Here is a 20,141-nt window from a genome sequence, read left to right as displayed (position 1 = left end):
ACCACGAAGGACTCGCCTTTGTCGAAGGTGCCCCGCCAGCGCGGGCCGGCCGGTGCGACGCCCGGGATCGTCCGGACGGCCGTGCGGCCGTCGTCGCCCGGCGGGCGCTGGGCGGGCGGGCGTCGGGCAGGCGGAGCGGGCGGAGCCGGCGGCTGCTGCACCGGGACCTGGGGCGCCAGGACCTGGGGCGGGAGTGCCGTGCGGCGCGTGGAGAGCTCCGGGTTGACCCGGCGCGGGGGCGCCGGCGGCTCGACCGGCGGGGCCGGGATCAACCGCATGGCAGTCAGGTTGACCACGTGGCGCGGGCCCTCGTCCACCTCCTCGACGAAGGGATCGACCGGGCGCACGTCCACGACGACGGAGTGCGCGAGGTGGTCGTGCCAGCCGCGGCGCTGCCGGCCCCGGTCCTCGACGGCCGTCCAGGCCAGCGTCGCCAGGCCCAGGGCGAACGTCGGGACGGACGCGACCGCGAGGACGAGGGATCGCAGCAGGGCACGACCGACACCGATGGGGGTGCCGGTTCCGTGGTGGACCACCCGGAGGCCGACCATCGCCTTGCCCGGCGTGTTGCCGCTGACACCGAGGACGACGGCGCCGGCGACCCACATGAGGGCCATCACCACGGCGCCCGCTCCCACCGCCGTCCACCCGTCGTCGGCGAGCACCCACGTGCCGAGACCCGCCGCACCCACCACGACCCAGCCGATCAGCCGGTCGATGAAGAAGGCATGGAACCGTCGCTCGAGCTCGGCGATCGGATACATCTCGGCTGCCCGGTGCTCGGTCATCGTCGGTCCTGCTGCATTCACGCGTTGGTCGTCTGGATGGTGACCCCGTCACCGAGGTCGAGGATCGCGCCCGGGATGAGGGAGACGGCGATGCCGGCCTGGAGGTCCTCGGGCGGCAGGCCGGGCTGCACCAGCACGGTGCCGTTGGTCGAGCCCATGTCGGTGACCACGGCCATGCCGTGGTCGGCGCCCGCACCGGGGCGGATCTCGAGGTGGGTCGAGGAGATCTCGTGGTGGGGGCTGGGCACCGTCACGAGGTGCGGCTGGTCGCTGGATGCGAAGCGGCGAGCCTCCGGCGCCCGTCCGACCAGGATGACGCGGTCGACGTCGACGACGTCGCCGGTGGAGAAGACCAGCTTGGCGACGGGGCGAGCGACGACCGCCGGCGCCACCTCCTGACCGGGGATCCCGATCTGGGGCCGCTCGAACTCCTGGACCGGGACGCCGATCGTCGTCTGCCCGTCATGGTCGACGGCCGGCTGCTCGCCGGTCGGGGTGGGGTCGTCACCGCTGGGGGCACCGAAGGTGAGAGGGGCCTGCGCGGGCTCCTGGGGCTCCGGAGTCGGTTCCGGCTCGGGCTCCGGCTCGGGCTCGCGCTCGGGCGTCGGCTCGGGCGTCGGCTCCGGTGTCGGTTCCGGCTCGGGTGTCGGTTCCGGGGCGGGTAGGGCCTGCGCCGGCTCGACGGGCGCGCTCTGGGCGCCGACCTCGCCGAACTGCACCGCGGAGGCGCGGGCGACACCGGCGACCAGTGCGAGGTCGGACTGCTCGCTCGTGGCGCCGACGCTGATGCGGCCCCCCGTGACGCCGTCGAGCGTGCGCTCGCTCCACAGCAGATCGGGCTCGTGCGCGACGGCGACCTCGCCGCTCGGAGTGTGGAAGGTGGCCGTGACGTCGCCGCGGACCAGCACGCGGGTGCGGTCGCCGTGGCCGACCAGGGCGAAGCCGGACAGACCGCTCAGGCCGTCGGCCACGAGACCGTCGAGCACCGTCTCGAAGGTGGCACCGCTGTCGGCGAGGTCCCACAGGCCGGCCACCCGCGCCCGGGCGTCGGCGGGGATCAGCACCGTGACCTGCTCACCCACGACGGCATACCAGTCACCGGCGGCGAAAGTCCTCTTGTGTGCGGCGTCCTCGGTCACGGTCGGGCCCCCAGCTTGTCTTCGAGACTCGCGAGCTGGCGCTCGGAGTCGTAGGAATCGTCGTGCACCAATCCCACCACATCCACGACGACGGCCGTCGCGTTGTCGCGGCCCCCCGCGTCGAGGGCGGCCTGCACCAGTGCGTCGGCGGCATCGCGCGGGTCGTGGATGCGCTCGAGGATGTCCTCGATCACCGCGTCCTCGATCATGCCGCTGATGCCGTCGCTGCACAGCAGGAGTCGTTCGGCCGCCGCGAGCGGCAGCAGGAAGAAGTCGGGGGCAACGCCGTCGGGGCTCCCGAGCGCCCGGGTGATGACGTGGCGCTCGGGGTGGACGGCGGCCTCCTCGGGGGTGATCTCCCCCGCCTCGATCAGCTCCTGGACCACCGAGTGGTCGACGCTGACCTGGTCGAGCGTGCCGTCGTTGAAGCGGTAGATCCGGGAGTCGCCGAGGTTCACCAGCATCCACAGGGTGTGCTGCTGGTCCTCGACGAGCACGGCCGCGACACAGGTCGTGCCGGCGTGCCAGCGCGGGTGCGTGCCGCGCTGCGCCTCGGCGTACTGCAGGATCCGGACCTGTGCGCGCGAGAGCGTCTCGGCGACGACCTCGGCACCGCGCTGCGGGTCGTAGCCCTCCTCGGCGAGCCGGGCGAACTCCTCGACCACGATCCGGCTGGCGACGTCACCTCCCGAGTGTCCGCCCATCCCGTCGGCCACCACGAACACCGGCGGCGCGACGAGGAAGGAGTCCTCGTTGATCTTGCGCACGTGCCCGACCTCGGAGGCGGACCCGTGGTGCAGATCAACCGGCTTCATGCCCAGCCCTCACGCTCGTCGACGATGAGCCGCGGCAAGGGCTCGGCGAGTAGCGTAGAAGGGATGTCTACCCAGGAGCAGGCGCCCCCGCGGACGCTGGCAGACCAATTGCGCCGATGGCCCGATGAGCGGCTGGCGGCGCTGTTGCGGATGCGTCCGGATCTCGCCACTCCTGCACCTCATGATTCCGCGCAGCTCGCGTCTCGCGCCGCAACTCGCTCGTCCGTCCTCAGGGCGCTCGACAACCTCAGCCGGCTCGAGCTCTCCGTGCTTGATGCCCTCGTGGTTGCAAACCAAACCACCCAGTCCGAACTTCTCCGGATCGTGCACGCCGATCCCGCTGCCACCGAGGCCGCGACCGAGCGGCTGGTCGACCTCGCCCTCGTCTGGGAGTCGCCCGGCGGACTGCGTCCGCTGAGCGGTGTCGGCGAGGCGCTGCGGGGCGACGAGTCCGCTGGTGTCAGCGGCCTGCGGCCGATGTCGGCCGACCCCGGGACCCCCGAGGAGGTGGCGGCGCGGCTGACGGCAATCAGTCCGCGTGCCCGCGCCCTGCTCGAGCACGTGCTCGCCAACGGCGGCGAGGGAACCACGGGCAACGCCCGGCGCACCGTGTCTGCCGCCGACGCCGCGACCCCGGTCGAGGAGCTCATCGCCCACCGGCTGCTCATCCCCCGCGACGGCGGCGTGCTGGTCCTCCCCGGGGAGGTCGGGATCGCGCTGCGCGGCGGTCACACGACGACGACGCCCCGCGACGAGGTGCCCGAGCTCGCGACCACCGAGCGCGACGCCGCCCTGGTCGACCGGACCGCCGGCGGTGCCGCCTTCGACGTCGTACGGCGAACGGAGCTGCTCCTCGACCACTGGGGCCTGGAGCCTCCGGCGACCTTGCGCAGCGGCGGCCTCGCCGTACGCGACCTGAAGGCGACCGCCTCCGAGCTGCAGGTCAGCGAGCCCGAGGCCGGGCTGCTCATCGAGGTCGCGTCGGCGGCCGGGCTGCTCACCTCCGCCGCCGACCCGGACGGCAACGAGGTCTGGCTGCCGACCGACGCCTTCGACACCTGGGCCGCCGGCTCGACCGGTGAGCGGTGGGCGACGCTGGCCCTGGCCTGGCTCGACACCACGCGGCTGCCGAGCCTGATCGGCGCCAAGGACCCGGGCGGCAAGACCTGGAACGCGCTGGCTCCCGACCTGTCGAGCGTGATGGCCCCCGAGGCGCGCGCCCTGGCGCTGGCCCAGCTGGCCGACCTCGCGCCGGGGCTCGTCCTGGCGACCGGCACAGGCGTGCCCTCGCTCGTCGAGCGCGTGGCGTGGCTGCGTCCGCGGCGTCCCTCCGTGCACCGCGACCTCGTCGCGGCAGCCGTCCACGAGGCCGGGCTGCTCGGCCTGGTCGGGGCCGGCGGGCTGTCGACTGCCGGGCGGGCCGTCCTCGCCCACGACCACGACGCGGCGCTGGCGGCGATCACCCCGCACCTGCCCCACCCTGTCGACCACGTCCTCCTGCAGGCCGACCTGACCGCGGTCGCCCCGGGGCCGCTGGAGACCGAGCTCGCCCGCACGCTCCACCTCCTGGCCGACGTCGAGTCCCGCGGCGGCGCGACCGTCTACCGCTTCACCAACGGCTCGGTGCGGCGCGCCTTCGACGCCGGCTGGTCGGCGCTCGAGGTGCACGAGTTCGTCGGGTCGGTGTCGCGCACCCCCATCCCCCAGCCGCTGACCTACCTCGTCGACGACGTGGCGCGGACCTTCGGCACGGTCCGGGTCGGGCACGCCGAGGCGTTCCTGCGCGCCGACGACGAGGCCGCGCTGACCGAGCTGCTGCACCACCCGAAGGCCAGCACCCTCGGGCTGCGCCGGATCGCGCCGACGGTGCTGATCTCGAGCGTGCCCGTCGACGTGCTCCTCCCGCGACTGCGCGAGCTCGGCGCCACCCCCGTCGTGGAGGCACCCGACGGGACCGTGCGCGTCGCGCGCCGCGACCTGTTGCGCGCTCGACGACCACGCTCCTCGCGCACGCGCGGCGCCGCGCAGGCCCGCGCCCAGGCCACCGTCGCCTCCGTCGTCACCGCCATCCGCAGCGGCGACCGCGCGACCGCGAGCCGGCCGACCTCACCCACGATCGCCACCACCCCGTCCAGCGCGCTCGCAGCGCTGCGCGAGGCGATCGAGAGCCGCGAGACCGTCGTGATCGGCTACGTCGACAACCACGGCGCCAGCTCCGACCGCGTGGTCGACCCGCTGCGGCTCGAGGGTGGCCAGCTGATGGCGCACGACCACCGCAGCGACGACGAGCGACTCTTCGCCGTACACCGCATCACGACCGTCACGCCGCTGTCCGCACCGCAACCGTAAGGTGGTCAGGTGGACTTCATCCGGTACGCCGAGTCGGCGGCGGCGCTCCTCAACGCCGACATGCCCGACGTCGACGCGCTGCTGGACCACCTCTCCCGGCGTGAGTGGCTGCACCCGACCGTGGTCGAGGACGACGTGGACGCGTTGCAGGGCTTCCAGTCGGCACTGCGGCCGGTCTTCGAGGCCTCCGACCGCGGTGACGTCGGCGCCGTCGTGTCCACCATCAACGCGCTGCTGATCGAGCACCCCGTGACGCCGATGATCAGCGACCACGACCCGGACGACCTGCACATGCACGTCGCCAACCGTGCCGCGTCGGTCTCCGAGCTGCTGATCAGTGAGTCGCTGATGGGCCTGGCCAACCTCGTCTGCGACCTCGGCGCGACCCGCCTCGGGATCTGCCAGGCCGTGAAGTGCGACCACGTCTTCGTCGACACCTCCCCCAACCAGTCGCGGCGCTACTGCTCGGAGCGGTGTTCCTCGCGGGCCAACGTTGCGGCGTACCGCGCGCGGCAGAAGGCTGCTGCCTCGTGAATGACGGCCCCCTGATCGTCCAGAGCGACAAGACCCTGCTGCTGGAGATCGACCACCCGCGCGCGAGCGACGCCCGCAAGGCGATCGCGCCCTTCGCCGAGCTCGAGCGCTCGCCGGAGCACATCCACACCTACCGGCTCACGCCGCTGGGGCTGTGGAACGCGCGCGCCGCGGGCCACGACGCCGAGCAGGTGGTCGACGCGCTGCTGTCGTTCAGCCGCTACGCCGTGCCGCACGCGCTGCTCGTCGACATCGCCGAGACGATGGGCCGCTACGGCCGGCTGCGGCTGGAGAAGCACCCGACCCACGGCCTCGTCCTCAGCAGCACCGATCGCCCCGTGCTCGAGGAGGTGCTGCGCGCCAAGAAGATCGCGGGCATGCTCGGCAACCGCATCGACGACGACTCGGTCGTCGTGCACTCCAGCGAGCGCGGCAACCTCAAGCAGGCGCTGCTCAAGCTCGGCTGGCCGGCGGAGGACTTCGCGGGCTACGTCGACGGCGAGGCCCACCCGATCGCGCTCGACCAGGACGGCTGGGAGCTCAGGAAGTACCAGCAGGAGGCCGCCGAGTCGTTCTGGCACGGTGGCTCCGGCGTCGTCGTCCTGCCCTGTGGCGCGGGCAAGACCATCGTCGGCGCGGCCGCGATGGCCCAGGCCCAGGCGACCACACTGATCCTCGTCACCAACACCGTCAGCGCCCGGCAGTGGAAGGACGAGCTGGTCAAGCGCACGTCCCTGACCGCCGACGAGATCGGGGAGTACTCCGGATCCGTCAAGGAGGTCCGACCGGTCACCATCGCGACGTACCAAGTGCTCACCACCCGCCGCAAGGGTGTCTACACGCACCTCGAGCTGCTCGACGCCCGCGACTGGGGCCTCATCGTCTACGACGAGGTGCACCTGCTGCCGGCGCCGATCTTCCGGATGACCGCCAACCTCCAGGCCCGCCGCCGGATCGGCCTGACCGCGACGCTCGTGCGCGAGGACGGGCGCGAGGGCGAGGTCTTCTCGCTGATCGGCCCCAAGCGCTACGACGCGCCCTGGAAGGACATCGAGGCGCAGGGCTGGATCGCACCCGCTGACTGCGTCGAGGTCCGGGTCACCCTCCCCGAGGGGCAGCGCCTCGCCTACGCCGTCGCCGAGCCGGAGGAGCGCTACCGGCTGGCGTCCTGCACGCACGCCAAGATCGATGTTGTACGGCGACTGGTGGACCAGCACGAGGGCCAGCCGACGCTCGTGATCGGCCAGTACCTCGACCAGCTCGACGAGCTCGCGGAGCTGCTGGGGGCGCCCGTGATCAAGGGCGAGACCCCCGTCAAGGAGCGGCAGCGGCTCTTCGACGCCTTCCGCTCCGGCGAGGAACCCCTGCTCGTGGTCTCGAAGGTCGCCAACTTCTCCATCGACCTCCCGTCGGCGGAGGTGGCGATCCAGGTCAGCGGCTCCTTCGGCTCCCGCCAGGAAGAGGCGCAGCGCCTCGGCCGGCTGCTGCGACCGAAGGGCGAGGGCAAGTCCGCCCACTTCTACACCGTCGTCTCGCGCGACACCGTCGACGCCGACTTCGCCCAGAACCGGCAGCGGTTCCTCGCGGAGCAGGGCTACGCCTACCGGATCATCGATGCCGCCGACCTCGACACCACTCGCTGAGCGCTGGCCGCTGCGCGCGCTCCTCGACGTCCGCGACGACCTGCTGGTCGCGTGGGACCGCCCGGGCTACCACGACCTGCGACACCTGGGCGAGGTCCTCGACCGGCTCGAGGACCTCGACCGGGCGGGCGCCGCGTTCGACAAGGTGCCGGTCGTGCTCGCGGCGTGGTTCCACGACGCGGTCCACGACGGGCAGCCCGGGGCCGAGGAGCGCTCCGCGCTGCTCGCGTCGGCCTCCCTGCCTGATCCACCGGCGGCGGAGGTCGCCCGGCTGGTGCGGATGACCGAGCACCACCAGGCCTTCCCCGACGACCTCAACGCCGCGGCCCTGAGCGATGCCGACCTCGCGATCCTCGCGGCCGACCCGGACCGCTACGAGCGCTACGCGAGCGACGTACGCATCGAGTATGCGCACGTCCCGGACGCCGACTTCCGGGCCGGGCGGGCGGCCGTGCTGACCGACCTGCTGGCCGGTCCGTCGCTCTTCCGCACCCCGCAGGGCCGGGACCTGTGGGAGGACCGGGCGCGAGCCAACGTGCTCGCGGAGATCGAGCGGCTGACCGGCGCCTGGCCGCAGACCTAGACCAGGTCGCCGAGCTGGACGAACATCGTGAAGCGGTCGGGCCGGAAGGCGGTCCGGGAGACGTTGACGACCTTGTCGCCGCACAGCGCGCGCCGGGAGAGGTGGAGCACGGGCGCACCGGGCTGGAGCTCCAGCAACGCCGCCTCGTCGGCGGTGGCGCCGTCGGCGGAGATCGCGTCCTCGGCCCACGTCGGGCGCAGGCCGCGCTCGTCGAGGGCGTCGTAGAGGCTGGTGGGCATCCCGCTCTGCAGGAAGCCCGGCAGCAGGACCTCGTTGAGGTAGGCGTCCTCGATGCACACGACCTGCTGGTCGGCACGACGCAGCCGCTTCCAGTGGATGACGGCGTCACCCGGCGAGATGTCGAGGGCACGGGCCACACCTGGGCCCGCCTGCTCGCGACGGGCCACCAGCGTCTGCGACTCCGGCAGCAGCCCGCGCACCTTCATGTCCTCGGTGTACGACGACAGCCGACCCACCCGGCGACGCGGGTGCGCGACGAAGGTGCCACGACCGGGCACCCGCTCGAGGAGCCCCTCGGTGACCAGCACGTCGAGCGCCTGGCGCACCGTCATCCGGGCGACCCCGAACCGTGCGACCAGCTCACGCTCCGACGGGGCGGCCGCACCGGGAGGAGCCTCGGCCAGCAGCGAGCGGACGTATTCGCGGACCTGAACGTGCTTGAGCCCGCTCTCGGCGAGCCTCACGTCCACGGTGTCCACGGCATGAGACTAGGTCGGGTGTCAGGGTCGCGTACGGGTTTTGTCGAAGCGCACGGTAAAGGGACATCCACAATTCAGTGACATCACTCAGCACCGATGGCGCGCAGCACGTCGAGCTTCGCGGCCCGGCGTGCGGGGAGCAGCGCAGCCAGGACGCCGATCACGACGGAGACCACGAGGAAGACCGCCAGCTGCCCGACCGGCACCGAGATCACCTCCAGTCCCTCCTCGCGCAGCGAGTGCATCAGCGCGATCCCGAACCCGATGCCCAGCACCACGCCGAGCACCGCCCCGAGCACCGCGATCACCACGGACTCCAGCGTCACCATCCGCCGCAGCTGCGCCCGGCTCACCCCGATCGCCCGCAGCAGCCCGACCTCTCGGGTGCGCTCGATGATCGACAGGGCGAGCGTGTTGACGATCCCCAGGACGGCGATCAGCAGCGCCAGCCCCAGCAGCGCGAAGATCATCAGCACGAGCTGGTCGATCGGCTCGCGCTGCTCGGCGGCGAAGCCCCGCTGGTCCTTGACCGTGACCACCGGCGACTTCTCCACCACGGCGTCCAGGGCGGCCTGCACGCCCGCGCGGTCATCGGTGTCGATGATCAGGAAGTTGTCGGAGTCCTGGTGGCCGGCGTCGACCAGGGTCTGCGGTGTCGTGACGATCGGGAAGAACAGGATGGGGTTCTCGGCGTAGATCCCGACGACCTCCATCTCGTGCTCGCCGTCGGCGAGCCTGAAGGTGACGTCCTCGCCGAGCGACAGGTCCTCCTCCTCGGCATGGGACTCGTCCACCACGACCGTGTCGTCGACGAGGTCGGCGACGTCGCCCTCGACCATGTCGATGGCGAAGCCGTCGCGCATCGTCGCGGGCTCGGCCGCACCGATGCCCTGCCCCTCCCCGCCCATCTGGGAGATCGCGAACCGCTGCGCCCACACGCTCTCCACCCCGGGCACCTCGGCCATCTGCCGACCCACCTGCGTCGAGAAGCTCTGCCCGACGAGGCTGCTGACGACGTAGTCGCCGACGAAGTTCTCCTCGATGGTCTTGTCGACGCTCGCCTTGGCCGAGTCACCCACGATCGCCATCGTGCAGGCCAGCGACAGCCCGATCATCAGCGCCGAGGACGTCGCGGTCGTACGGCGAGGGTTGCGCAGCGAGTTCTGCCCGGCCAGCGTCCCGATCGACCCGAAGAGGCGGGAGTAGGTCCAGGCCGCGGCGGCCAGCAGCGGGTGGCTGATCACCGGGCTGGCGGAGGCGACGCCGAGCAGGATCGCGAGGATGCCGCCGCCGACGAAGTAGAGCGGACGCGGGACGGAATCGGTGAGCCCGGCCGCCAGCGCGACCCCGCCACCGACGATCAGCACGACCCCGATCAGCATCCTGCGCCGCAGCGAGGACTCGGGCATCGCGATGTCGTCGCGCATCGCCTGGACCGGCGCGATCTTGGAGGTGCGGCGGGCCGGGAAGAACGCCGCGCCCATCGTCACGACCACGCCCACGGCGTAGGCCGCCAGCACCGTCTTCGGGGCCATGATGAGCGGCTGGCCGGAGAGGTCGAGGCCGAACTGCGCGAACAGCGTGCGGATGCCGATGGCCAGCAGGACGCCGAGCCCCAGCCCGATCGTCGAGCCCAGCAGGCCGAGGAGCAGGGCCTCGAGCAGCACCGAGCGGGTGACCTGCTTCTTGCTGGCGCCGAGGGCGCGCAGCAGGGCGAGCTCGCGGCTGCGCTGGGCGACCAGGATCGAGAACGTGTTGACGATGAGGAACGCGCCGACCACCAGCGAGATGCCGGCGAAGATGAGCAGGAAGGTCGTCAGGAACCCGACCGCCTCCTGGATGGCGCTGGCTGCCTCGTCGGCCGCCTCGTCGCCGGTGACGGCCTCGACCCCGTCGGGCAGCGCCTCGCCCACCGCGGCGGCGAGGTCCTCCTGGCTGGTGCCGGGCTCGGCGGTCACCCAGATGTCGCTGAACGCGTCCTTCCCGTCGAGGAAGAGGTCCTGCGCCGTACGCGTGTCGAAGGCGGTGAAGGTCGCACCGTTGAGGGAGCCGCCCTCCGGGAAGCCGATCACCCCGACCAGCTCGGCGGTCAGGCTGCCACGGTCGGTGGCGGTGACGATGGTGACGTCCTGGCCGATGACGTAGCCACCCTCGCCGGCGGTGTTCGAGTCGAGCATCACCTCGCCGGCCTTCTCCGGCGCGCGCCCGGCGATGACGTCCATGCCCTCGAGGTCGTGGCCCGCGGGCGCCTCGGTCCAGTTGCCACCGATGCTGGGCGGGCCGCTGCCGCCGATCAGCTTGCCGTCCTTGCCGACGACGTAGACGCCGAACGCAGTGACGTTGCCGTCGACCCGGGCCGCACCCTCGACGCCCTCGAGCGAGTCGACGAGCCCGGAGTCGACGGTGCGGGTGGTCGGCTCGGCCGCGGCATCGGTGTTCTCGGGTCGTACGACGACGTCACCGACCGTCGAGGCCATCAGCGCGGTGAAGCTACGACTGAGGGTGTCGCTGAAGACCAGGGTGCCGACGACGAACGAGACCCCGATGACGATCGCGAACGTGCTCATCAGCAGGCGCACCTTGCGCCCGAGCAGGCTCTTGAGGGCGGCGCGGAACATCAGCGCTCCGCGTCTGCCGCGAGCGGCGCGGACATGCGCGCCATCACCTCGAGCACGCCCTCGCGGTCGGGGCGGCGCAGCTCGTCGACGATCCGGCCGTCGGCGAGGAACACGACTCGGTCGGTGTAGGACGCCGCCACCGGGTCGTGCGTGACCATCACGATGGTCTGGCCATGGTCGGCCGCGCTGCGACGGAGCAGGTCGAGCACCTCCGCCCCCGACTGGGAGTCGAGGTTGCCGGTCGGCTCGTCGGCGAAGACGATCGCGGGCCGGCCGACGAGCGCGCGGGCGATCGCGACGCGCTGCTGCTGGCCGCCGGAGAGCTGGTTGGGGCGGTGGGAGAGGCGGTCGCGGATGCCGACGGTCTCGATCACGGTGTCGAACCACTCGCGGTCGGGCTTGCGGCGCGCGATCGACTGCGGGAGGACGATGTTCTCCTCGGCGCTGAGCGTCGGGACCAGGTTGAAGGACTGGAACACGAAGCCGATCTCGTCACGGCGCAGCCGGGTCAGCTCCTTGTCCTTGAGCCTGCCCAGCTCGCGATCCCCGAGGAACACCTCGCCCGAGGTCGCGGTGTCGAGGGCCGCGCAGCAGTGCATGAGCGTCGACTTGCCCGACCCGCTCGGGCCCATGATCGCGGTGAACTCGCCGGCGACCAGGTCGAGGCTGACACCGTCGAGCGCGCGCACCATCGCATCGCCCTTGCCGTAGGTCTTCGTCAGGTCCCGCACCCGCGCGGCCACCCTCGCGGACGTGCCCGCTCCCCCGTCAGTCATCGTCATGCGCCCAGACTCCCGCACGTGACCAAGCACCGCCACCGGGATCCACCCTGGTCCGCCCCTCAGGGTTGTGTCGAACGCGTGTTCGATCTAGGCTCGCACCGTGGACTTCCAGTCGACCCTCTTCGCCCCCGACACCCCTGCCGGTCACGAGGTCGTCGCGCCCCTGTCCCCGGAGCGGACCACGCTGGCGCACGGCGCCTGGCTCGACGTCCAGCGCAACTGGCTGGCGGGTGCCGACGACGTCTTCGCCACCATGGTCGCGCAGGTGCCGTGGCGCGCGGAGCGCCGCCAGATGTATGACCGCATCGTCGACGTACCCCGCCTCGTGCACACCTACGTCCTCGGCGAGGACCTCCCCCACCGGGCGCTCGACGACGCGCGCGACGCCCTGAGCGCGCACTACCTCCCCGAGCTGGGCGAGCGCTTCGTGAGCGCCGGCTGCTGCTACTACCGCGACGGCCGGGACTCGGTGGCGTGGCACGGCGACACCATCGGGCGCGGCAGGACGCAGGACACGATGGTCGCGATCGTGTCGCTCGGCGACCCGCGCAAGCTCGCGCTGCGACCCCGCGGCGGGGGCGACTCCATCGGCGTGACGCTGGGCCACGGCGACCTCGTCGTGATGGGTGGCTCGTGCCAGCGCACCTGGGAGCACGCCATCCCCAAGGTCGCCGCGGCCGGCCCGCGGATCAGCGTGCAGTTCCGGCCGCTGAACGTGTTCTGAGGCCTAGAACTCGACGCGCGGTGCGGCCTCCTGGGCCTCCGGGGCGTCGTAGAACTCACGCTTGCTGACGCCCGCGATGCCGGTGAAGAACATCCACGGGATGGTCTGGGTGAGGTTGTTGAGGGTCGCCACCGCGTCGTTGTAGTACTGCCGGGCGAAGGCCAGCTGGTTCTCGATCTCGGCGAGCTGGCGCTGGAGGTCGAGGAAGTTGGCGTTGGCCTTCAGGTCGGGGTAGGCCTCGGCCACGGCGTTCAGCTTCACCAACGCACTGGTCAGGGCGGCATCAGCGGCGGCCTTGGCTGCGACGTCGTTGCCGTCAGCAGCGGCCTGCACCCCGGCCCGGGCCCGGGTGACCTCCTCCAGCACGCCCTTCTCGTGGGCGGCATAGCCCTTGACCGTCTCGACGAGGTTGGGCACGAGCTCCGCGCGACGGGTGAGCTGCACGTCGATGCCGCCGATGGCCTCCTGGGCGGCGATGTCGGCGCGACGCAGCTTGTTGAAGCCGGCGATCACGAAGGCGACGAGCGCCACGGCGACCGCGAGGACCACTGCGACGAGGATCAGGGCGAGGGACATGGGGCTGGCCTTTCGTTGGAGGACATGAGGAGTCTGGCGCAGAGCGTCACCACGAGCCACCACCGCCGCCGCCTCCGCCGCCACCGCCGGAGAAGCCGCCGCCCGAGAAGCCGCCGCCGCTGCCGGAGGACTGCGGACGCTGGCTGGCCTGGTAGGAGGAGATGGCGCCGTCGACAGTGCGTTCGAAGTCGTTGACCATCTGGTTGACGTGGTTGCCGGTGTGCGTGCCGGTGTAGCCGGTCGCGAAGTAGGCGGGCGCGGGCGGCTCGGTGCCGATCTCGGTGCGGTACTTGGCGGCCCACTGGTCGGCGACCCCGAAGGCGACTGCCCACGGGAGGTAGGCGGTGTAGAGCTCCTTGCGCCCGGAGAAGTCGAAGCGCAGCTGGCTCGAGGGCGTGGACAGCACCCGGTGGAAGCCACCGAGCTGCGACCAGAGCTCGCGGCCGCTTGCGGTGCGCTTGGTGCCCGAGCCGGGTGTCAGCAGCCACAGTCCGCAGGCGGCGTACGCACCGGGCACGAGCGCGAGCAGGGAGATGTCGAGCGGGTTCAGGACGACGACGAGGACGGTGACCACCGCCGCCGCGATCACCGAGAAGCCACCCAGGCTGCCGAGGCCTGCGGAGGTCATCAGGCCCTCGTTGCGCGCCCACTCCTTGATGCTCGCCGTCGACTGGGCCTTGGCCGACTGCAGCACCTTGCCGGCCTCGATGCTGTCGCGGTCGGCGGTGAAGGATCCGTCGCCCGCGACGCCCAAGCTCGTGGTCGTCGCCGTCGTCACCGCGTCGAGCGGTGAGGTGGAGGCGGGGCCGCGTCCCTGGATCTGCCAGCCGTTGCCGCGTCGGTCCAGGTCGATCGCGCCCTTCTCGGCCGCTTCCATCAGGGTCGCGACGAAGGCGGTGTCGTGCACCTGCTCGGTCAGGACGTACTGCCCCTGGGCCGGGCCGACGCCTTGCGGCGGCGCGTAGAGCAGCGGGTAGGGCGGCTTCGGCTCGTGCGCGTTGCGGACCGCACGGAGCGCGACGAGCGCGGAGGCGAGCCCGGCACCAAGGAGGAGGAGCACGCCCAGGATGTGGGGGCCGAGGACCGCGTCCCACTTCTGCGACCACAGCCGCTGGTCGTCCGGCGTCGGTGCCGCGATCGGCAGGTCCGCCGAGATGGTGATCGGCGTCTGCGACGGCAGGTCGTCGACGTCGACGCGGAGCGTGCGCGTGCCCTCGCCCGTCGCCTCGCAGCCACCGGTCTCACCGTTGCCGCGCGCGCACCTCACGCCGGTGGCCTCGGCCGGCAGGTGGACCAGCAACCGGGCGCTGGCGATGTCCTGCAGCCACCCACCGGGGACGAGGTTCCAGTAGAAGCGGGACCCCTCGCCGGCGGGCAGCAGCGCGTCCTCGATGAGGTAGGAGATCTGGTAGGTGTGCGGCCCCTGGACCGTGGCGTACGCCGAGCCGATCCGCGCCACGTCGAAGCGCCCGCGCTCCCGCCTCTCCAGGACGAACGGCTCCTCACGGCCGTCACGCAGCACGCTCAGGTCCTGCGGCTCCCGGCGCAGTCGCGGCGCGTTCGCGTCGTGCCGGTCCCAGAACCGGAAGATGCCGTGGCGGTCGCCGTACAGCGGGAACTCCACGGTGATCGTCTCGATCACCTTGAGATCGCCGTCCTCCTCGAGGGTGAAGTCGGCGAGGTAGGACGAGATGCTCGTCGGCTCGTAGGTGGCCTGGGCAGTGGTGCGGTCCCACAGGAGGGCGGGCGTGACGATGCAGAAGGCCAGCAGGCCGAGCGCGAGCAGCGTGACGACCAGTCGCTTCATGGTCGTGGAGCCTAGGGGTAGATCCGGTTCAGCCGGTGTAGGCCTGCTGGTAGAGGTCTGCGAGCAGGTCGTCCTTCGGCCCGCTCAGCCCACAGACGGAGACCTGCCCGTCGAGGCTGCTGACGAGGTAGGTCTCGCCCACCCGGAAGTCGACCGCGAGCAGCAGGGCCTGCAGGTCCTCGCTGGGGGCCGAGACCGTGACCGTGCCGGTGCGGACGCCCTTGTAGCCATCGACGACCTGCAACGTCGCGGTGCCGTCGGAGACCTCTTCGACGACGCCCTCGAAGGCCGTGTCCTGGGCGCGCAGGTTGTCGACGTTGGGTGGCATGCAGCGCCCGGTCTGGGCCGCGGGGACGGTGAGCTCGATGTTCGGAACATCGGTCGGCGTCGTGCCGTCGCTCGCGTCCGTCGCCTCGCCGCCTCCGCAGCCGGCGAGCAGCACGGCGGTCACGACGAGGGTTGCGGCGCTGGCCGAGCGAGACATGGTGGGTCCTCCACGATCGGGTGTGGAACCAACTGTTCCACAACCGATCAGACGCCCGGCGGCGCCGGCGAGTTCCACTCAGCGCCGGATGCGTCGCCACACGAGGGCGAGGGCTGCGAGTGCGCCGAGGGCCTGCTTCCAGTAGCTCTTCGCCAGCACCGGCAGCACGGCGCTCCCGAGGTCGAGCGCCTCCAGCTCGGGCGGGCGGATCGGCGTCGGACGGGGAGGCGTCGTCCCGGGCGGTGGCTCTGCAACCGTCTCGCCGTCGGGAACGGTTGCTGGCGCACCGCCCGGTACGGCGCCCGCGGACTCAGCGGGACCGGTCAGCCGTGCCTCCAGGCAGTCGACGAACTGGCCGAGCAGCTTGTCCGAGACGTCCTGCATGACGCCGCGACCGAACTGGGCCGGCTTGCCGGTGATCGCGAGGTCGGTGTCGACCGAGACGTCGGTCGAACCACCGGCGTCGGTCATGGTGACCGTGACGTGCGCGCCGGCCGTGCCGTTGCCGCGCTTGTCCTTGCCCTTGGCGTCCACGACGAAGCGCTTGGCCGACTCGTCCTTCTCCACGAAGGTGCCGCTGCCGCTGTAGACCAGCGCGATCGGGCCGAGCTTGACCTTGACCGTGCCGGCGAAGGTGTCGCCCTCGGCCGAGGTCACCTGGGCGCCCGGGAAGCACTCGGCGACCGAGGCGATGTCCTCGAAGTGGGCCCAGGTCTCCTCGACGCCGGTCGGCACGGTGAAGCGGTGGCTCAGCTCCATGCGCTCACGCCCCCGCGGCGGCCAGCACGGCCCGCCGGGTCAGCACCTGCGCGAGGTGGCTGCGGTAGTCGGCCGCGCCGTTGAGGTCGGAGGGCGGGTTGGTGCCCTCGGTCGCGAGCGCGGCCGCCGTACGCACCGCGTCCTCGGTCGCGGGCTGGCCGACCAGCGCCTCCTCGACCGCACGGGCGCGGATCGGGGTGGAGCCCATGTTGGTCAGCCCGACCCGGGCCTCGCTGATGGTGCCGCCGTCGACCTTGACCGCGGCTGCGACGGCCACGATCGGCCACTGGTGGGCGACGCGGACGAACTTCTCGTAGTGCGCGCCCCAGCCCGTGTGCTTGGGCACCCGGATCCCGGTCAGCAGCTCGCCCTCGGCGATCGCGGTCTCGAAGAGGTCCACGAAGAAGTCGTCGGCCGCCACCGTGCGCGACCCACCGGGACCGGCGATGACGAACTCCGCGCCCAGCGCCAGCGCCGGGGCCCCGAGGTCACCCGCGGGATCTGCGTGCGCGAGCGCGCCGCCGAAGGTGCCGCGGTGCCGGATCTGCGCGTCGGCCAGCTGGTGCTCGGCGCGCACGAGGAGCAGCGCGTGCTCCTTGACCAGCGCGTCGTTGAGCACGTCGTGGTGGGTGGTCATCGCGCCGATCACGAGCGAGTCGCCGTCCTCGCGGATGCCGCGCAGCTCGGCGATGCCACCGAGGTCGATGACGACCTCCGGGGCGTTGAGGCGCATCCGCAGCACCGGCAGCAAGCTCTGGCCGCCGGCGATGACCTTGGCGTCGTCGCCGTGCTCGGCCAGGGCGGCCAGCGCCTCCTCGACGCTGGTCGGCGCCAGGTAGTCGAACTGGACGGGGATCACTGGTTCGCCCCGTCCGTGCGGTCGGTCTGCCCTTGCATCCCGGTCTCCTCCGTGAAGTGCGGCGCCGCGGCGCCTTCCGTCTCGTCGCCGCCGTCACCGCTGTGGATCGCGCGCCACACACGCTCCGGGGTGCAGGGCATCTGGATGTCGTTGACCCCGAACTGGCGTACGGCGTCGACGACCGCGTTGACGACGGCCGGGGTCGAGGCGATGGTGCCGGCCTCGCCGACGCCCTTCGTTCCGAGCGTGTTGGTCGTCGAGGCGGTCGTGGTGTGGTCGACCTCGAAGCTGATCGTGTCGGCGGAGGTGGGCAGCAGGTAGTCGACGAAGGAGCCCGAGACGAGGGTCCCGGAGTCGTCGTAGACCGCTTCCTCCCACAGCGCCTGCGCGATCCCCTGCGCCAGCCCACCGTGCACCTGGCCCTCGACGATCATCGGGTTGATGATGTTGCCGATGTCATCGACGCAGACGTACTTGCGCATCAGCACCCCGCCGGTCTCGGTGTCGACCTCCATCGCGCACAGGTGGGTGCCGTGCGGATAGTTGAAGTTGACCGGGTCGTACGTCGCGTCGCTGTCGATGCTCGGCTCGATCCCGTCGGGCAGGTTGTGGGCCGCGAAGGTCGCCATCGCGATCTCGGCCATCGCCAGCCCCTGGTCGGTGCCGCGGACGCTGAAGCGGCCCGCACTGAACTCGATGTCGTCGACGCTCGCCTCGAGGAGGTGCGCCGCGATCGGCTTGGCCTTCTCGATCACCTTGTCGGCAGCCTTGACCAGCGCCTCGCCACCGACGACGAGGGAGCGCGAGCCGTAGGTGTCCAGTCCCTTGTGGGCGATCTGGGTGTCGCCGTGCAGCACCTCGACGTCCTCGAAGGCGACGCCGAGCCGGTCGGCGACGATCTGGCTGAACGCCGTCTCGTGGCCCTGGCCGTGGGCAGAGGCGCCGGTGATGACCTCGACCTTCCCGGTCGCGAGCATCCGCACGCTCGCGTGCTCCCAGCCGCCGGCGCCGTAGTTGAGCGAGCCGAGCACGCGTGACGGCGCGAGCCCGCACATCTCGGTGAAGGTGGAGATGCCGATGCCGAGCTGGATGCGGTCACCGGACTCCCGACGCTGCTTCTGCTCGGCCCGCAGCTCGTCGTACCCGAAGGCAGCCTTGGCCTTGGCCGTGGCCGCCTCGTAGTTGCCGGAGTCGTACTCCAGGCCGGCGACCGTGGTGAAGGGGAACTCCTCGTGCTTGATCCAGTTCTTCTCGCGGATCTCGAGCGGGTCGACGCCGACCTCGATCGCGAGCTCGTCCATGAGGCGTTCGATGGCGTACGTCGCCTCCGGCCGGCCGGCGCCGCGGTAGGCGTCGGTCCAGGTCTTGTTGGTGAGCACCGTCTGGCAGGAGAAGTGGTAGGCCGGGAACTTGTAGATCGCGTTGAACATGAACGCGCCCAGCACCGGCACGCCGCCGCCGACGATGGCGATGTAGGCACCCAGGTCAGCCGTCAGCCCGACCTTGAGGCCGGTGACCGTGCCGTCCTTCTCCGCGCTGAGCGTCAGCTTCTGCCACTGGTCGCGACCGTGGTGGGCGGTCATCAGCGACTCGGAGCGGGTCTCGGTGTACTTCACCGGCTTGCCGAGCTTGCGGGCCACCGCGAAGGTGATCATCTCCTCCGGCGTCTGCTGCAGCTTGCCGCCGAAGCCGCCGCCGACGTCGGGGGCGATGACGCGGATCTTCGACTCCGGCACCCCGGTCGTGGCGGCGATCGCGAACCGCAGGATGTGCGGGATCTGGGTGGCGCTCCACACGGTGATCTGCTCACCGGTCGGGTCGACGACCGTCGAGCGCGGTTCCATGAAGGCCGGGATGAGGCGCTGCTGGCGATATTCGCGCTCGATCACGATGCCGTCGCCGCGTGCCTTCTCGATCGCCTCGTCGGCGCTGGAGCCGGTGCCGGCCTCGGCGGAGTCGAAGACCCACAGGGCGCTCTTGTTGGTCCCGAGGTCGGGGTGCGCGAGGACGGTGTCCGCGGCCGATTCCTTGAGGTCGAGCGCGGCCGGCAGCTCGTCGTACTCCACGTCGACGAGCTCGGCGGCGTCGCGGGCCTCGGCCGCGGTGCGGGCGACGACGACCGCGACGGTCTCGCCGGCGAAGGCGACCCGGTCGGACGGCATCGGCACGTGCGGCGGAGTGACCTGGTCGGGCGTGATGGCCCAGGCGTTGATGCACGCGCCCTGCGCCTCGCCCAGGTCGGCGCCGGTGAAGACGCCGACGACGTTGGGCGACTGCTTGGCCGCCTCGGTGTCGATGCTGACGATCCTGGCGTGCGCGAACGGGCTGCGGACCATCGCGAGGTGGAGCATCCCCGGCAGCGTCAAGTTGTCGGTCCAGCGGGTGCGGCCGGTGATGAGGCGCTGGTCCTCCTTGCGGCGGCGGTCGCGGCCGATCTCGAGGTCGGGCTTCTCGGCCGTGGCGGTCATTTCGCACCTCCCGCCGCGTGCAGGACGGACTTGACGATGTTGTGGTAGCCGGTGCAGCGGCAGAGGTTGCCCTCCATGCCCTCACGCACCTCGGCCTCGGTCGGGCTCGGGTTCTCGCCCAGCAGGTCGACGGCCTGCATGATCATCCCGGGCGTGCAGAACCCGCACTGGAGGCCGTGGCACTCGCGGAACGCCTCCTGCACCGGGTGCAGCTGGTCGCCGTCGGCGAGCCCCTCGATCGTGGTCACCTCGCGGCCGTTGGCCTGCACGGCGAGCACGTTGCAGCTCTTCACGCTGCGACCGTCGAGGTGCACCGTGCACGCGCCGCAGTTGCTGGTGTCGCACCCGATCACGGTGCCGGTCTTGCCGAGCTTCTCGCGGAGATACTGCACCAGCAGCATCCGGGGCTCGACGTCGTCGGAGACCTTTGCTCCGTCGACGGTGAGTTCGATCCTGGCCATCGGTTCCGCCTTCGCGTAGGAGTGGCGCTGTGA

Annotated in this window: 18 protein-coding genes; 5 read left to right on the top strand and 13 right to left on the bottom strand. The window is 71.7% G+C overall.

What is annotated here, in order from left to right; translation table 11 throughout:
* The 3 genes from CF8_RS20625 to CF8_RS03085 form a co-directional block, all read right to left on the bottom strand.
* The coding region (locus tag CF8_RS20625) for an RDD family protein (protein ID WP_010831683.1) at nt 1-788 on the bottom strand (788 nt) is incomplete at its 3' end.
* A gap of 17 nt (nt 789-805) precedes the next feature.
* On the bottom strand, nt 806-1,927 hold the full coding sequence (locus CF8_RS22275) for an FHA domain-containing protein (protein WP_010831682.1): 1,122 nt from the start codon (nt 1,925-1,927) through the stop codon (nt 806-808).
* Entirely contained in the window at nt 1,924-2,742 is an 819-nt protein-coding gene (locus tag CF8_RS03085; protein WP_010831681.1) for a PP2C family protein-serine/threonine phosphatase, read from the bottom strand. The genes CF8_RS22275 and CF8_RS03085 overlap by 4 nt, the downstream gene beginning before the upstream one ends.
* Before the next feature lie 282 nt (nt 2,743-3,024).
* Here CF8_RS03085 and CF8_RS03080 point away from each other — a divergent pair, with 282 nt between their 5' ends.
* From CF8_RS03080 to CF8_RS03065, 4 genes are read left to right on the top strand one after another with little or no spacing between them, the layout of a single operon-like run.
* The gene (locus CF8_RS03080) at nt 3,025-5,091 is read left to right on the top strand and encodes a helicase-associated domain-containing protein (protein ID WP_010831679.1); all 2,067 of its coding nucleotides are present in this window, start codon (nt 3,025-3,027) and stop codon (nt 5,089-5,091) included.
* A 9-nt stretch (nt 5,092-5,100) separates the two neighbouring features.
* On the top strand, nt 5,101-5,625 hold the full coding sequence (locus tag CF8_RS03075) for a CGNR zinc finger domain-containing protein (protein ID WP_010831678.1): 525 nt from the start codon (nt 5,101-5,103) through the stop codon (nt 5,623-5,625).
* The gene (locus CF8_RS03070) at nt 5,622-7,268 is read left to right on the top strand and encodes a DNA repair helicase XPB (protein WP_010831677.1); all 1,647 of its coding nucleotides are present in this window, start codon (nt 5,622-5,624) and stop codon (nt 7,266-7,268) included. Before CF8_RS03075 ends, CF8_RS03070 begins: the two co-directional genes overlap by 4 nt.
* On the top strand, nt 7,240-7,851 hold the full coding sequence (locus tag CF8_RS03065) for an HD domain-containing protein (protein WP_010831676.1): 612 nt from the start codon (nt 7,240-7,242) through the stop codon (nt 7,849-7,851). Before CF8_RS03070 ends, CF8_RS03065 begins: the two co-directional genes overlap by 29 nt.
* On the opposite strand, the gene CF8_RS03060 is transcribed toward CF8_RS03065, so the two are convergent.
* The 3 genes from CF8_RS03060 to CF8_RS03050 all read right to left on the bottom strand — a co-directional run bounded on the left by CF8_RS03060 (nt 7,848) and on the right by CF8_RS03050 (nt 11,970).
* The gene (locus tag CF8_RS03060; protein ID WP_010831675.1) at nt 7,848-8,570 is read right to left on the bottom strand and encodes a GntR family transcriptional regulator; all 723 of its coding nucleotides are present in this window, start codon (nt 8,568-8,570) and stop codon (nt 7,848-7,850) included. The genes CF8_RS03065 and CF8_RS03060 overlap by 4 nt on opposite strands.
* Before the next feature lie 83 nt (nt 8,571-8,653).
* Nucleotides 8,654-11,188 (bottom strand): ABC transporter permease, encoded by a 2,535-nt coding sequence (locus tag CF8_RS03055; protein WP_010831674.1) that lies wholly within the window; start codon nt 11,186-11,188, stop codon nt 8,654-8,656.
* A complete protein-coding gene (locus CF8_RS03050; RefSeq protein ID WP_198016937.1) occupies nt 11,188-11,970 on the bottom strand; it encodes an ABC transporter ATP-binding protein in 783 nt (260 codons plus the stop codon). The genes CF8_RS03055 and CF8_RS03050 overlap by 1 nt, the downstream gene beginning before the upstream one ends.
* A 100-nt stretch (nt 11,971-12,070) precedes the next feature.
* Between CF8_RS03050 and CF8_RS03045 the strand changes: the two genes are divergently transcribed.
* Nucleotides 12,071-12,694 (top strand): alpha-ketoglutarate-dependent dioxygenase AlkB, encoded by a 624-nt coding sequence (locus tag CF8_RS03045; protein WP_010831672.1) that lies wholly within the window; start codon nt 12,071-12,073, stop codon nt 12,692-12,694.
* A 3-nt stretch (nt 12,695-12,697) separates the two neighbouring features.
* On the opposite strand, the gene CF8_RS03040 is transcribed toward CF8_RS03045, so the two are convergent.
* The 7 genes from CF8_RS03040 to CF8_RS03010 all read right to left on the bottom strand — a co-directional run bounded on the left by CF8_RS03040 (nt 12,698) and on the right by CF8_RS03010 (nt 20,108).
* Nucleotides 12,698-13,270: a LemA family protein gene (locus CF8_RS03040; protein ID WP_010831671.1), complete on the bottom strand. Its 573-nt coding sequence runs from the start codon at nt 13,268-13,270 to the stop codon at nt 12,698-12,700.
* Nucleotides 13,271-13,316: 46 nt separating this feature from the next.
* A complete protein-coding gene (locus CF8_RS03035; protein WP_010831670.1) occupies nt 13,317-15,077 on the bottom strand; it encodes a DUF2207 domain-containing protein in 1,761 nt (586 codons plus the stop codon).
* A 28-nt stretch (nt 15,078-15,105) separates the two neighbouring features.
* Complete coding sequence (locus CF8_RS03030) at nt 15,106-15,561, bottom strand: hypothetical protein (protein WP_036490049.1); 456 nt, start codon at nt 15,559-15,561, stop codon at nt 15,106-15,108.
* A gap of 78 nt (nt 15,562-15,639) precedes the next feature.
* Nucleotides 15,640-16,320, bottom strand: coding sequence for an SRPBCC family protein (locus tag CF8_RS03025; protein ID WP_010831668.1), 681 nt, complete (start codon nt 16,318-16,320; stop codon nt 15,640-15,642).
* Nucleotides 16,321-16,324: 4 nt separating this feature from the next.
* Entirely contained in the window at nt 16,325-17,179 is an 855-nt protein-coding gene (locus tag CF8_RS03020) for an FAD binding domain-containing protein (RefSeq protein ID WP_010831667.1), read from the bottom strand.
* Entirely contained in the window at nt 17,176-19,647 is a 2,472-nt protein-coding gene (locus tag CF8_RS03015) for a xanthine dehydrogenase family protein molybdopterin-binding subunit (RefSeq protein WP_010831666.1), read from the bottom strand. Before CF8_RS03015 ends, CF8_RS03020 begins: the two co-directional genes overlap by 4 nt.
* Nucleotides 19,644-20,108 carry a (2Fe-2S)-binding protein gene (locus tag CF8_RS03010; RefSeq protein WP_010831665.1) on the bottom strand — a complete coding sequence of 155 codons (465 nt, stop codon included), beginning with the start codon at nt 20,106-20,108 and terminating at the stop codon, nt 19,644-19,646. Before CF8_RS03010 ends, CF8_RS03015 begins: the two co-directional genes overlap by 4 nt.
* Nucleotides 20,109-20,141 lie beyond the last annotated feature (33 nt).

Source organism: Nocardioides sp. CF8, assembly GCF_000389985.1.
GTDB classification, from domain to species: Bacteria; Actinomycetota; Actinomycetes; order Propionibacteriales; family Nocardioidaceae; genus Nocardioides; species Nocardioides allogilvus.
The sequence above is the reverse complement of the archived record's forward strand: the minus strand, read 5'-3'. Positions and strand labels throughout refer to the sequence as shown.

Bases quoted from the DNA above. Each gene is read 5' to 3' on its own strand.
- CF8_RS03085 (WP_010831681.1), bottom strand. From the start codon at position 2,742: ATGAAGCCGGTTGATCTGCACCACGGGTCCGCCTCCGAGGTCGGGCAC.
- CF8_RS03065 (WP_010831676.1), top strand. From the start codon at position 7,240: ATGCCGCCGACCTCGACACCACTCGCTGAGCGCTGGCCGCTGCGCGCG.
- CF8_RS03055 (WP_010831674.1), bottom strand. From the start codon at position 11,188: ATGTTCCGCGCCGCCCTCAAGAGCCTGCTCGGGCGCAAGGTGCGCCTG.
- CF8_RS03050 (WP_198016937.1), bottom strand. From the start codon at position 11,970: ATGACGATGACTGACGGGGGAGCGGGCACGTCCGCGAGGGTGGCCGCG.
- CF8_RS03040 (WP_010831671.1), bottom strand. From the start codon at position 13,270: ATGTCCCTCGCCCTGATCCTCGTCGCAGTGGTCCTCGCGGTCGCCGTG.
- CF8_RS03035 (WP_010831670.1), bottom strand. From the start codon at position 15,077: ATGAAGCGACTGGTCGTCACGCTGCTCGCGCTCGGCCTGCTGGCCTTC.
- CF8_RS03030 (WP_036490049.1), bottom strand. From the start codon at position 15,561: ATGTCTCGCTCGGCCAGCGCCGCAACCCTCGTCGTGACCGCCGTGCTG.
- CF8_RS03025 (WP_010831668.1), bottom strand. From the start codon at position 16,320: ATGGAGCTGAGCCACCGCTTCACCGTGCCGACCGGCGTCGAGGAGACC.
- CF8_RS03015 (WP_010831666.1), bottom strand. From the start codon at position 19,647: ATGACCGCCACGGCCGAGAAGCCCGACCTCGAGATCGGCCGCGACCGC.
- CF8_RS03010 (WP_010831665.1), bottom strand. From the start codon at position 20,108: ATGGCCAGGATCGAACTCACCGTCGACGGAGCAAAGGTCTCCGACGAC.